General features: G+C 56.5%; 14 protein-coding genes. 8 read left to right on the top strand and 6 right to left on the bottom strand.

What is annotated here, in order from left to right; all coding sequences use genetic code 11:
- The first annotated feature begins 66 nt into the window (after positions 1 to 66).
- Together ACULM0_RS07875 and mnmH are read left to right on the top strand one after the other, a co-directional pair.
- Positions 67 to 369: a hypothetical protein gene (locus ACULM0_RS07875; protein WP_463677001.1), complete on the top strand. Its 303-nt coding sequence runs from the start codon at positions 67 to 69 to the stop codon at positions 367 to 369.
- Positions 370 to 737: 368 nt separating this feature from the next.
- Positions 738 to 1763 carry a tRNA 2-selenouridine(34) synthase MnmH gene (gene mnmH / locus ACULM0_RS07870; RefSeq protein ID WP_463677000.1) on the top strand — a complete coding sequence of 342 codons (1026 nt, stop codon included), beginning with the start codon at positions 738 to 740 and terminating at the stop codon, positions 1761 to 1763.
- 39 nt (positions 1764 to 1802) lie between these two features.
- Here mnmH and ACULM0_RS07865 read toward each other — a convergent pair whose 3' ends face one another.
- Entirely contained in the window at positions 1803 to 2636 is an 834-nt protein-coding gene (locus ACULM0_RS07865; RefSeq protein WP_463676999.1) for a hypothetical protein, read from the bottom strand.
- A gap of 68 nt (positions 2637 to 2704) precedes the next feature.
- On the opposite strand from ACULM0_RS07865, the gene ACULM0_RS07860 reads away from it, so the two are divergent.
- Both ACULM0_RS07860 and ACULM0_RS07855 read left to right on the top strand, forming a co-directional pair.
- Positions 2705 to 3634, top strand: a complete 930-nt coding sequence (locus ACULM0_RS07860) for a dTDP-glucose 4,6-dehydratase (RefSeq protein ID WP_463676998.1) — start codon at positions 2705 to 2707, stop codon at positions 3632 to 3634.
- Between the two features lie 18 nt (positions 3635 to 3652).
- Positions 3653 to 4408, top strand: a complete 756-nt coding sequence (locus ACULM0_RS07855) for a lysostaphin resistance A-like protein (protein WP_463676997.1) — start codon at positions 3653 to 3655, stop codon at positions 4406 to 4408.
- Positions 4409 to 4434: 26 nt separating this feature from the next.
- Here ACULM0_RS07855 and ACULM0_RS07850 read toward each other — a convergent pair whose 3' ends face one another.
- The 5 genes from ACULM0_RS07850 to ACULM0_RS07830 form a co-directional block, all read right to left on the bottom strand.
- Positions 4435 to 5805 carry a sensor histidine kinase gene (locus ACULM0_RS07850; protein ID WP_463676996.1) on the bottom strand — a complete coding sequence of 457 codons (1371 nt, stop codon included), beginning with the start codon at positions 5803 to 5805 and terminating at the stop codon, positions 4435 to 4437.
- Positions 5806 to 5810: 5 nt separating this feature from the next.
- Positions 5811 to 6500, bottom strand: coding sequence for a response regulator transcription factor (locus ACULM0_RS07845; protein ID WP_463676995.1), 690 nt, complete (start codon positions 6498 to 6500; stop codon positions 5811 to 5813).
- Positions 6501 to 6645: 145 nt separating this feature from the next.
- Positions 6646 to 7809: a D-alanine--D-alanine ligase family protein gene (locus ACULM0_RS07840; protein WP_463676994.1), complete on the bottom strand. Its 1164-nt coding sequence runs from the start codon at positions 7807 to 7809 to the stop codon at positions 6646 to 6648.
- Between the two features lie 13 nt (positions 7810 to 7822).
- Entirely contained in the window at positions 7823 to 9358 is a 1536-nt protein-coding gene (locus tag ACULM0_RS07835; protein ID WP_463676993.1) for a Mur ligase family protein, read from the bottom strand.
- A complete protein-coding gene (locus tag ACULM0_RS07830; protein WP_463676992.1) occupies positions 9355 to 10134 on the bottom strand; it encodes an alpha/beta fold hydrolase in 780 nt (259 codons plus the stop codon). Before ACULM0_RS07830 ends, ACULM0_RS07835 begins: the two co-directional genes overlap by 4 nt.
- Before the next feature lie 107 nt (positions 10135 to 10241).
- Between ACULM0_RS07830 and ACULM0_RS07825 the strand changes: the two genes are divergently transcribed.
- The 4 genes from ACULM0_RS07825 (at position 10242) to ACULM0_RS07810 (ending at position 12780) form a co-directional block, all read left to right on the top strand.
- A complete protein-coding gene (locus tag ACULM0_RS07825) occupies positions 10242 to 11186 on the top strand; it encodes a glycosyltransferase family 2 protein (RefSeq protein WP_463676991.1) in 945 nt (314 codons plus the stop codon).
- A complete protein-coding gene (locus tag ACULM0_RS07820; protein WP_463676990.1) occupies positions 11167 to 11532 on the top strand; it encodes a GtrA family protein in 366 nt (121 codons plus the stop codon). Before ACULM0_RS07825 ends, ACULM0_RS07820 begins: the two co-directional genes overlap by 20 nt.
- Positions 11533 to 11629: 97 nt before the next feature.
- On the top strand, positions 11630 to 12139 hold the full coding sequence (locus ACULM0_RS07815; RefSeq protein ID WP_463676989.1) for a helix-turn-helix domain-containing protein: 510 nt from the start codon (positions 11630 to 11632) through the stop codon (positions 12137 to 12139).
- Positions 12079 to 12780 (top strand): IS630 family transposase, encoded by a 702-nt coding sequence (locus ACULM0_RS07810; protein WP_463676988.1) that lies wholly within the window; start codon positions 12079 to 12081, stop codon positions 12778 to 12780. The genes ACULM0_RS07815 and ACULM0_RS07810 overlap by 61 nt, the downstream gene beginning before the upstream one ends.
- Positions 12781 to 12787 lie beyond the last annotated feature (7 nt).

The following is a 12787-nucleotide window of genomic DNA, read 5'->3' as shown; positions in this document are numbered from 1 at the left end:
TTCGTCCCTGTGGGACGGCGTCTTTTTTTGGTATAATGAAAGAGAACAGAAAGGGGCGTGGTTCGCTTGGAGATCATAATTGCAGAGAATGCCCGCAAACTGATTGCGGATAAGGGATACACCGTTCTGACAATCAGCCAGGATTTCGTGGGCTGCGGGTGCACCGGCGGCCTGCCCACCATCGAGAGCCGTCCTTGGGCACCCGACAAGGAGACCCTAGAGCAGTATGACGAACAAGAGTTGAACGGATTGAAAATATTCATCAAGCGCAACATCGAACCCAAGAAGGACGCCACTCTCACCCTGACCGTCACGGGCTTGATCAAAAAGTCCCTGACCCTGTCGGGCGTGAAGATCGACGCCCTCTAACGAGGAGGCCCAGATCATGCGAGTTAAGATCGACCCAAAGGCACTGGCGCTCATGGAAAAGAAGAAGATTACCGACGTGACGATCACCTACGAAAAATGCTCCTCCGGCTGAGCCGGCAGTTTCAAATCTGCGGAGATCAAGGCTTGGTCTCCCGAAGAAAAAGAGAAGTTTGACCTGCAAGTGGTAGACGGCGTGAACATCTACGTTGCCAGGGCCCTGGCCGAGCGCAACGACCCTGCCGAGATCAAGGTGGACGGAATGTTTTTCAAGCGGCTCTACGTGAGCGGCGTCAAGACGGACTTTATGCGATGAGGTGCCCATTGGGACACCTCATCTTCACGATATGCACATCGGAAAGGATGGACCCATGATCAGACGCATCACCTATCAGAAGAGACCCAAGGGGAGCCTGCCCGTGGATGTGCGGACAGCGGCGGAGTTCGAGCGCGGCCATATCCCCGGCGCCGTGAACCTACCGATCTTCGATGAGAAGGAACGTCATGAGATCGGCCTTCTTTACAAACAGAGCTCCAAGGAAGAGGCGAAGCGCGCCGGTATCCAGTATATGTCCGCTAGGCTCCCCGCCTACTACGATCGTGTGATGGCGCTGCTGGAGAGCCACCGCCCCCTCCTCTTTTACTGCGCAAGGGGCGGCATGCGCTCGGGCAGCATCGGGGGCCTCCTCGCTTCCTTGGGCCATCCGGTCCTGATCATGGAAGGCGGTTTCAAGGCCTATCGCAGGCTGGTGCTGGACACCTTTGATAGCCATGGTTTTTTCGACCGCTCCTTTGTGATGCTCCACGGCCACACCGGCGTGGGCAAGACCGAGATCCTGGAGGAGCTGGCCCGTCGCGGCGAGCAGGTGCTCGACCTCGAGGCCCTCGCCGACCACCGGGGCTCGCTACTGGGTGGGATCGGTCGCGAGCCCCTCACGAGCCAGATGCAGTATGAGAATATGATCTTCGAGGAGCTCGCTGGCTTCGGACCGGGTCCGGTGTACCTGGAATCGGAGAGCCGGCGCGTGGGGATGGTCACCGTGCCAAAACCCCTCTTCGATGTGATGGGTGAGGGCCAGCACGTGCTCATCGAGGATACCATGGCACGCCGCGCCGAGCGGCTGGTGGCCGACTATACGGCTACGGCCGATTTTGAAGCCTCCGTAGAGCCGATCCTCGAACGACTCGGCACCTACCATTCTCACCAGATGCGGAAGGAGCTCCGTGAGCTACTCTCCGCAAGGGACCATCTGGCCCTGGCCGCCTTTTTGATGGAGGAACACTACGATCCGCTATACAAAAAGAGCGAGCGTACCTACACTTACGATGCCACGATCGCCCATCAGGACACGAAGGCCGTGGCCGATCAACTACAGGTCCTTTTCCCGAAACAATAAAAAAACCCCGCGCAGGTCATGCGCGGGGTTCTCGTGGACTTATCCTGTGGCTTCTGTGAGGCGCCTTTCGGTCAAAAGACCCATGAGCGTTCGATCGAAATCCTTGAAAGCGCTGAGGGCTTCCTTGGCGAAGCGAATCGAGATAATCTCGCCGCGGTCCAGGTTCAGATTGAGATCGAAGGTGAGATTACCGTAGATGGAATCCAGGCGGCCGCCGGTGATGTGCCGTAGGGGATAGAAGACAAAACTTCCGCCCACGGATTCATCGAGATCTTCCGGTGCCCGTATGGACATAATCTCCGTGGTAGTCAACACCAAAAGCTGGGCGGGCATGTTGATCTGGGGTTGCCTCGGTTGATAAATGGAATCCACCACCCGATCACCTGAGATCATCAGATCGTCCAGGTAGTCGTAAAAGCGTAGATTCAGCTCGCGTAGATACCCTAGCGAACGAGAATCCTTGTCATCGGGGACATGCACATCGATCTGGTGGCGCAACTGCAAGATGAACTGTCGGAAAAGCGGATTATCGGGGAAGTTGAAATGAATTTTCTCTTGGTAATGACCGCTGCCGTTGGATCGTCCCCTGAGGGAGATATAGGATTCTTCCAAACTCAGGTGGCAGACTACGGTCGTGAGATGGTCGAGGGGCAGGATCTTCAATGTCGTTTCTTGTCCGCGCTCGGCCATGAGGATGAGCTGGTCGGGTAGGAGGAGTAGATAATGCTCCAGGGCGTCCATCGCATGACACTGCGGTGCATAGAGTAGCGGCGGGAGGTCCACGTTTGTGACGTAAGGTTCCAAAAGCTGCCGATGCACGGCGCTCAGATCATGCAGGTTGTCGATTGCATAAGCTTTTTTTGTCTGGCCCATAGAAACGTCTCCTTTCAATCCATTTATACCTTCAGCGAACACGTTTAACCAAAGAAAGGGTGAAAACCTTGAGAAGACTCATGATCACTGGGGGAGCCGGTTTCATCGGACACCACTTGGTCCGCAATTATCTGGAGACCACAGCGTGCGAGATCCTGGTGGTGGACAATCTGTCCGTCCCCGAGAGCCGCGACCACGTGATCGTTCACCCTCGCGTGACGACGGTCCTTTCGGATATCAATGATACCCAGGCCCTCGCACCGCATTTCGAGAAGGGGATCGATGCCGTGATCCACGCTGCGGCCGAGAGTCATGTGGACCACAGTATTGTCGATCCCAGGCGCTCGGTGATGACCAATGTCCTGGGGACCCAAGCGCTGCTCGAGCTCTCGCGCCTCCACGGAGTAGGACGATTCCTACAGGTTTCCACGGACGAGGTTTACGGGGTTCCGTTCGAGAAAGCCTTTAGGGAGTCAGATCTGCTCTCGCCGAACAATCCCTACGCCGCTGCCAAGGCCGGGGCCGATCATCTGGTTCGCGCCTACCACCGCACCTACGGTCTCGATGTGGTGACCACGCGTTCGGCCAACACCTACGGAACGGGACAGGCCGGGGATAAGCTCATTCCCAAGATGATCCGTCGGGCCCTCCAGGGTGAAAAGCTTCCGCTCTACGGCGACGGCCGACAGGAACGAGAGTGGGTGGCGGTGGCCGATCACGTCCGCGCCATCGCCCTGGTGCTCGCTAGGGGCAAGAGCGGCGAGGTGTACAACGTCCCGGGTTCGGTCCGCATGGAGAATATCGAGCTCGTGCGGCGGATCTTAGGAGAGCTCGGCCTTTCCGAAGGCCTGATCGCCCATGTGGCCGATCGGCCGGGGCACGACCGGAGCTATGCCATCGACGGGGCGAAACTGGCCACCCTCGGCTATGAGCCGACGGTAGGCTTCGAAGAATCGCTGCGCGAGACCATCGCGTGGTACGTCAAAAGAACACGGTAGAGAGAGGGGGTGAGGACGATGCGCGTAAAACCACTGGGCTTTTGGCAGATCGTGGGTCTGCTCCTCCTGCTCCTGGTGGCCGAATCTTATCTTTGGTCCCTGGCCGGCTGGCTCCCCCTGGGCGGCTGGTGGGACCTGGGGATTGAGATCGTCTCCAAAGGCCTGCTGGTGTGGGGCCTCACGCTGATGATCAGAGAGAGGACGGAGACCGTGCCACCAGGGACCGCTCCGCCTGTCCGGATCTTCGTGGCCGGCCTGGTGGCCATGATCGGTTTTCGCTTTCTCTATGATACGAGCATCGATCGCGTGATGCTCCTGCTCTTCGAGGTGCCGGCCTGGCTCACGGAGGCCTTCGATGACCTGCTGATCAATCCGCTGGCCGGTTTTCTCTCCATCGTGCTCGTGGCGCCGCTCTTTGAAGAATGGATTTTCCGCAGGATCTTTCTCACCGGATTGAAGAGGAGGTACGGAGCGCTCACTGCCCTTGTGGGCAGTAGTTTACTCTTTGGATTTTGGCATTTCAACGTACACCAGGGGATGAACGCCTTTTTGATCGGCCTGGTCATCGGAGGCTTTTACCTCATGACCGGCAGTTTCGGTCTGGCGGTCTTCATGCACCTGGTGAACAACGCCCTGGTGATGCTCCTTCCCTTCGGCTACTACGAGCTGATCGAAGGGCCCTTCCTGGGCGCCGCCGGCATCACCTTTTTGCTCGGCGGGGTGCTCTTCCTCACTGCCGCGGCGACCGCCCTTTACGACAGACAAAAGAAATGACCCCGCCAAAGCTGGCGGGGTCATTGTTATTGGAGCGGAAAGGAAAGGGTGAAGGTACTGCCTTCTCCCGGCGTAGAGGTGGCCGTGATGTCACCACTGTGGGCCACCATGAGCTGCTTGCAGATGGCCAGTCCGATACCGCTGCCCTCCAGGTTCTCCCCCCTGGATTTGTCGGCCTTGTAAAAGAAGTCGAAGATCCTGGGCAGGTCCTCGGGTGCGATCCCCCGCCCGTTGTCCTTGATACGGATGATATACCGTCCCTGGGCGATGGCCGTCTCCACCCAGATGGTGTCCGTGGTGAACTTCACCGCGTTATGGAGCACGTTGGTCAGGATCTGGTGGAAGCGCTGTCGGTCCACGTGGAGGGTCGTGCTCACCTTGTCGGCAATGTGGAAGCGGATTTTGTCGCTCTCGAAGTCGTAGAGGATCCCATCGAGAACCTCGCCGAGGAGTACGCTCGATCCGTAGGTATCCTTGTTCAGGTGGAAACCGTCGGCATCGAGTTTCGAAAAGACGAAAAGATCGTCGATGAGCATGCTCAGGTTGACCCCCTTCTTGTGGATCATATCCAGCACCTCGGAGATGGCCTCTTCCTCGCGGTAGATGCCATCCTGGATGCCTTCCACATAACCCACGATACTGGTGAGCGGGGTCTTGAGATCGTGGGTGATGGCGGCCAGCAACTGCCGCCGGCGCTGTTCGTTGTCCTTCTGGATGGTCAGCGAGGTCTTGAGCTGCTGGCGCATGTCATCGAAGGTGCGGCAGAAGAGGCCGATCTCGTCGGTATGCTCGCAGCCCATCTCGAAGGTCAGATCGCCCCCTGCGATACGGGTGGCCGCATTGTTGAGTTCCGTCAGCGGTGTGATGATGCTCTCGGTGAGGAACTTGTAGAGCAAAAGTCCGGTGGCCACGATGGAAAAGACGAAGAGAAGCAGGAGAAGGATGGGGATGATGGTGAGAAAATTAATCGCCTGTTGGAAGTTAAGCTTGGGAACCAGGATCACGCGACCCAAGAAGCGTTCCCCGTCGTTGAGCGGATAGATCATGGCGTCGAGGGAGGAGCTGTTGATGCTGAGGTAATCGTAGCTCAATCCCGCGAGCTTATCGTTGGAATCGTACAGGATGGTATTATCAGCGCTCACCACGAAAAGGCGGTCGAAGATCGGTGGGAGGGCAATATCGGAATCGATGGCTCCCTCTGGGGAGGCAAGGAGTTGACTGCGCATCGATTCGGTGATCTCATCGGCCTGGTCCCGCAGGTTGCTGTAGTCCTGCAGACCCGGTAGGGGCAGATCATTGGTCTCGATGATAATGACCGAAAGGAGCAGGACCGATAGTGGGATAAAAATAATGGAGATATAGGTGAGAAGAATCTTGGAGCGAATCTTCATGTCCATGGAGATCATGCTTTCAATTTGTAGCCGATACCCCAGACGGTCTCGATCAGAGCCGGCTTCGAGGCATCCCGCTCGATTTTCTCCCTGAGCTTGCGCACGTGGACGGTGACGGTGTTGATGTCACCGTACTCGTTGTAGCCCCAGACCACATCGAAGATCCGCTCGCGCGAAAGTGCCTGGTTGGGGTTTTCCAAGAAGAAGCGCAGGATGTCGAACTCCTTGACGGACAGGGTTACTTCCTCGCCCCTGACGAAGACCTGGTGGGCGCTGAGGTCCATGCTGATGTCCCCCCGCTCGAGGGCCTGAGCGGCGGCCGGTGCCCCACCGTCTCGATAGCGGCGGAGATGGCTCTGGACGCGGGCGATGAGGACGCGCGGGCTGAAGGGCTTCTCCACGTAGTCGTCGGCGCCGAGCCCCAGGGACAGGATCTTGTCCTGATCGGCCTTCTTGGCGCTCAGCATGATGATGGGCATCTTGGTGTCGCGCCGGAACTGGCGGCAGAGCTCGAAACCATCTACCTTGGGTAGCATGATGTCCAGGATGGCCAGATCGAAGGATGATTCGCGGAAGGCCTTCAGGGCGGATTCGCCGTCGTGGCAGACGGTCACCTCATAATCGGAGGCCTTGAGGTAGTCAGTGATGAGTTGGTTGATGTCGCGGTCGTCTTCGACGACCAAGATGTGTTCTTTCGGCATGTTCATTCCCCCTCGGTACGGTGTTTTCTCCATTATACGGTAGGATGGGACGTGGAAAAAGGATTCTCAAAATAAAATTGCATGAAAATTGTCTTAAGAAAAACGGGTCCCTCCTGAAGAGACCCGTTTTTCGATCATCGCTTGCTTATTTTTTCCCTCCGGAGAGGTCGGCAGTGGCCAGGATATTGGTATCGTGACTGTGCACGACGGCCTTCTTCCGCCGGTAGTTGGCGTATGCGATGGCCAGGTGTTTCTCGAGCAGCTCGTCGAAGGGGACACCCGCTGGCTCCCACAGGTAGAAGGACAGGCTACCGGGTGTGGTGTTGAACTCGTTCATGTAGATCCGGTCGCCCTCCAGGATGAAATCGATGCGGACGATCCCAGAGAGGTCCAGGAGGCGGTAGGCCTCCTGGGCGATCCTAAGGATCTCATCGGCCTGGTCACGGGGGAGTTCTGCGGGTATCTTCCGCTTGAGGCTGGCCATGCCCTCGCCGCCCTTGTCGCCCTTCTCATATTTGTCGGAGAAGGAGAGAATCTCCTCGGAGGGAAAGGGCTCCTCGAGCACCGAGCAGTCGATACCGTCCTTGGAACCGATGAGTGACACGTTGATCTCCCGGAAGTCCTCGGCCTTACGCTCGATCAGGATGCGCTCGGAGAAACGGAGTCCCTGGTCCAGGGCGTCGATCAGACCCTGGCGGTGGGGTGCGATCTGGATGCCCACGGAGGAGCCGACATCGGCGGGCTTGACGATCATGGGGTAGTCGAGGACATCCTCGATGCGGGTCAGAACAGCCACCTCATCGTAGAGCCACTCGGAGCTGTAGACGAAGGTTCCCTCGATCACGGGGATCCCCCGGTCTTGCAAGAAGAATTTGCTGGCGATCTTGTCCATGGTCATGGAAGCACCAAGGACGTTGGAACCGGTATAGGGGATATCCAGGTACTCCAGCATACCCTGGAGAGCCCCATCTTCTCCGAAGGTCCCGTGGATGATGGGGAAGGCCACGTCGATCTCGGCCACCTGACCGTCGCCGACTCTCGGCAGCGGCCAGCGGTAGAGGGCCGCACCCCGGTCGGTCTTCAGGATGTTCACGCGGATCAAGTTTTTCTCGAGGGTCTTCAGGTCCTTGAAGCTCTCGAGGGAGAAGAGGGCCTCGCCGGTGAACCAGCGGCCCTTTTTGTCAATGTAAACGGGCACCAGGTGGTAGTCTTCGAATTCTTTGAGCACCTGGATGGCCTGCTGGGCGGTGATGACGGACACCTCGTGTTCAACGCTGGGTCCGCCGAAAATGACGGCTAATCGGATCATGGGGCGTTCCCTCCTATTCGTTGTAGATGTCCGGCAGGTCGTTTTCGATGAGCAACACGTCGCCCGCCTTGTGCTTTGAGCGGAAGACGGCAAAGGCATCGGAGAAGCGGCCGAAGACCATCAGGTGGTCCTGGGGAAACCCGTTTTCGAGCAGGGCCTCCCGGAAGACGGCCGTTCGGTTCTCGCCGACCAGGTAGATGCGGTCGCAGGCTTCTGCTGCCTTCACCGCCAGCCGGCGGTGGACGGCCTCGTGGGCCTCCCCGAGCTCGATGATCCCAGGTGTGATCAAGTACTTCTCCCCCCCGGGCATCTGGCCGAGGACCTCGAGCGCGTTGGTAAAGCCGATCTCATTGGCGTTAAAGGCATCATCGAGGAGGGTGTAGGTCTTCATGTCGCTGTAGCTCAGCCGGTGTGGGGTGGGTTCAAGGCTCCGCACCGCAGCCTTCAGACGAGCGGTGGGAACACCGTAGGTATGGGCGATGGCCAGAGCGTTCACGATGTTGTAGAGGTTGTGCCGACCGAGAAGGCGCGTGGTAAAGGTGACCACCTCGCCGCGGAGGCGCACGTCGAAAACCGCCCGGTTATCTTCGATCCGGTCGTCGAGCAGTTCGAAGTCCCCACCGGGACCGATGGTGATGGCGGGGCCCTCGGGCGTGAAGGCCGCCAGGGTCTCATCGTAACAGTTGATGAACTTCAAACGCTGCTTACCGTCGGTGGTGAAGAGCTCGAGCTTGGTCTTCTTGATATTCTCCTCGGAACCAAAGGTGTCGAGGTGCATCCGGCCGATGGAGGTGATCAGCGCAGCATGGGGCGAGACGAAGCGTACGAGTTCCGCGATATCCCCCACTTCCTTGGCCCCCATCTCGGCGATGAAGAAGGTGTGGTAGGGGCGCAGGTCCCTGCGGAGCGTCAGCGTGAGCCCCATCTTGGTGTTGTAGCTCTCCGGTGTCTTCAGGGTATTGAAGGTGGTGGAGAGCATGGCGTGTAAAATGTCCTTGGTGCTGGTCTTACCGTAACTACCGGTAAGACCGATCACCGTGAGCCCTTTGACGGCCTCCAGCTCTTTCTGCGCATCTCGGTGGTAGTAGCCTTTGATCGCGGCCTCCATCGGATGGTTGATCCAGGCGGCGGGATACAGGACCAGAAAGGGGAAAATGTAGAAAGGAAGGGCCAAACCGGGCAGGCGGACGCTGGCGATGGCCAGGAGGGCCACCAGAACACCAGAAGTGGCCATGAGGCGCTTGACACGGTCGGTGTAGACCAGGGGTTTCTTGATCTCCTCGCGGCGCGTGATGCGGATGGTCAGGTAATAGGCGAGGACCACCGGGGCCGCGAAGACGATCTGGACCCAGGTCGTGCGTAGGAGGAGGATCCCCAGCGCGCCGATCAGGTAGTAGAGATCGTAGTACTCGAAGAGCACGTGGTCCTCGCTCTTGAGATAACGCAGGTAGCGATCGTAGCGGTAGCTGTTCATCTGGAAGGCCTGGAGGCTTTTCTGGAGCTTATAGACCAGCATGAGGAAAGAGGAGAAGACGAGAAGCAGGGTCATCCTTTCTCACCGCCTTTCACTTGACGTAGGAAGCCACGGATCTCCTTGAGGCAGCCGGCCTGTCTCTCCAGGAAGACGTAGTGGCCGGCGCCGGCATAGGTGACGAGCCGGGCGTTGTGCATCTTCTCGGCCATGAGCAGAGCATCCTCCAGGGGGGTGGCCTCGTCGTCCTCTCCCCAGAGAAGGAGAACGGGGGCCGTTACCGTGGGCAGCAGATGGCGGAGGTCCTCGTTGACCACGGCCGATAGGACGCCCTTCATCACAGGGGTAGCCCGCCGGTAGTCCGTGCTGCCCGAGAGTTTTCTCGCCCGCTCGAGGGAGGGGCCGAGAAGCCAGGAGAAGAAAGGCAGCCGGCCGATGGCGCGTGCCAGTTTGTAGCTGTAAACATCCAAGTAGTAGGTGAGCTTCCGGCGCGGTTTGACACCGGCGCTCCCGATTAAGATCATGGGGGCCGTCACACTCTTCTCGGCCGCCAGTTTGATGGCCACGCGACCACCGAAGGAGTGGCCGACGAGGATCGGGTCCTCCAGATCGAGCGCCTCCATACAGGATTTCGTGAAGGCCACGTAATCATCCAGTCGCCAGGGATCGGTGGGCTCATCCGTCCCGCCGAAGCCTGGGAAGTCGATGGCCACCACCCGGTGGTCCTTGGCGAGGTTTTTGTAATAGGTGTCGAAGAGGGTCAGATCCGTCCCCCAACCGTGGAGGAAAAAGAGAGCTTGCCCCTCTCCCTGGTCATAGACCTGGACCTTTCGTCCATCGATCGTCATCGTCATAAAGTGGTACTCCTTCCCGTCGTTTTTTCCCACTTATCATATCATAAATGGGCCCACGCTGTCAGCGCCGGGATGTGGTATAATGAGGTCGTTGGAGGTGTTACTTTATGGAGATCAGCGTGATCGTACCCGTCTTTAACGAGAAGCCCAATATCGCGCCGCTGTACGAGCGATTGCATCCTGTACTGGAGGAAATCGATCCGGAGCACGAGATTCTTTTTGTTGACGACGGAAGTAGCGACGGCACCCATGCGGCCATCGAGGCCCTGCGGGAGCGGGACGCGCGCGTAAAATACATACGTTTTTCCAGGAACTTCGGTCACGAGATGGCCAATACCGCGGGTTTTCGCGAGGCATCCGGACGGACCGTCTGTATCATAGACGGCGATCTTCAGGATCCGCCGGAACTGATCCGACCTATGTACGACAAATACCGCTCGGGCTATGATATCGTCTACGCCAAGCGCAAGAAACGGCATAAGGAGGGACCGCTTCAGCGGTTTTTCGCCAAGTCCTTCTACCGGGTCCTCGGCCACCTGTCCGATGTGGAGATCCCGCTGGATACGGGGGACTTCCGATTGCTCTCGCGGCGGGTGGTGGACGAGCTCAATCGGCTCAATGAGCACAACCGATTCTTCCGTGGTCTGACCCACTGGGTGGGTTTTCACGTGACCTACGTGACCTTCGATCGCGATGACCGCCACGCGGGGGAGACCAAGTACAATTTTCTCAAACTGTTGAAACTGGCCTTCGATGCCATCCTATCCTTTTCCTATAAGCCCCTGAAGATCTTCAGCGCCATTGGCCTCATGACTTCGGTGGGCTCGCTCCTGATGATGTTCTACTGGATTTTCGCCAAGCTCATGGGACACCGGGCGGTAGAGGGCTGGACGTCGATCGTGGCCATCGTGCTTTTTCTCTTCGGTATCCTGATGCTACAGATCACGCTCCTCGGCGAGTACATCGCCCGCATCTACGAGGAGGTCAAGAGCCGGCCGCTCTACATCATCGAAAAATCCGAGGGGGTGCCCCTTGACCGGCGAGATCCTTAGGTACCTGCTGGCGGGTGGCCTCACCACGCTGGTGAACCTCTTGACCTACGGTCTCTTCATGGCCATCGGCGCCCATTATCTTGTGGCGACTTCGATCGCCTTTCTGGTGGCGGTGTTCTTCGCCTACTTGGTGAACAAGGGATTTGTCTTTAGAAAGGGGCGTTCCGTTGAGAAGATCGAGGTGATCCGCTTCTACGGTTTCCGCCTGCTGAGTTTTGCAACCGAGACGGCGGGACTGGCCCTCTTGATCGAGGCGGTCGGCGCCGATGCTTACTTGTCCAAGGGGCTCATGGCCATCGTGGTGGTGGTCTTGAACTATTTTTTCAGCAAATGGTGGGTTTTCTAGTGTCTTGTATCGTTGAAAAATAAGTTAAATCAAACGCTTGTAAGTATTGGTATTGCTGCCTTTTCGTGGTATAATAAAAGAAACGGCGGTGATTCTAATGGCAAGAAAAAAGAAGTACATTGTCTCCTTATCTGAAGAAGAAGTACGCGCGTTAAAATCTGTGATGCGCAAGAAATCAACAAGTCGCACCATCAAATGTAGATGCCAGATTATTTTAGCTCTTGACGAAGCCCATGGTAAGCAGTATACACAGGAGCAGTGTGCGAAATCGATTGGTGTCTGCAAAGCAACTGTTTATAATGTCATTCGATATTATGTTGACGGAGGCATAGAAAATGTAGTCACTGTCAACAGAAGCGTCAATTCCGATAATGCTCGTCGTAAGATTGACGGAAGAGCAGAGGCTAAACTCATTGAAATTGCTTGTGGTCCAGCACCAGAAGGCCATTCAAGATGGACCCTTCGATTATTAGAAGAAAAGGCAAAAATTGAATTGGACGTACCCGTTAGTAAGGATGCAATCGGTAGAGCTTTAAAAAAAACGAATTGCGACCTCACAAAAACATCTACTGGTGCATCCCGCCAAAAGAAAACGGAGAATTCGTAGCAAGGATGGAAGATGTTTTGGATGTCTATGAGATGCCGTACGATTCATTGCGTCCAGTGGTATGCATGGATGAAAAACCTTACCAACTTCATGGAGAATCACGTGAACCGCTACCAATGCGCAAAGGTAGCGAGCAGAAAATTGACTCGGAATACGTCCGCAACGGCACTTGCAGCATATTTGTTTTCACAGAACCATTGAATGGCGTCCGCCACGTAAGCGTTAGAAATCGGAGAACTGCAGTGGATTGGGCTCATAAAATCAAGTACCTAGCCGATGTTTGTTATCCTGAAGTTGAGAAAATTGTTCTGGTTCTCGATAATCTGAATACGCACACCATGGGTTCGCTATACAAAGCTTTTCCAGCAGCAGAGGCACGAAGATTGGCTAAACGCTTTGAGGTACACTTCACTCCTAAACACGGTAGTTGGTTAAATATCGCTGAGATTGAGCTCAACGTGATGACGAAACAATGTTTAAGCCGTAGGATTGACTCTATCGAAAAGCTAGACGTCGAGCTAAGAGCATGGGAATCGAAAAGAAATACAGATGTTTCCAAGATTAAATGGCATTTCACGAATGATCAAGCAAGGGTAAAACTCATTTCCCTATATCCAAAGCTCACATCCTTGAATACATAAACGAGCA

It is taken from the genome of Halotolerantifilum yawarlongkerapense (genome assembly GCF_054506745.1).
The sequence above is the reverse complement of the archived record's forward strand: the minus strand, read 5'-3'. Positions and strand labels throughout refer to the sequence as shown.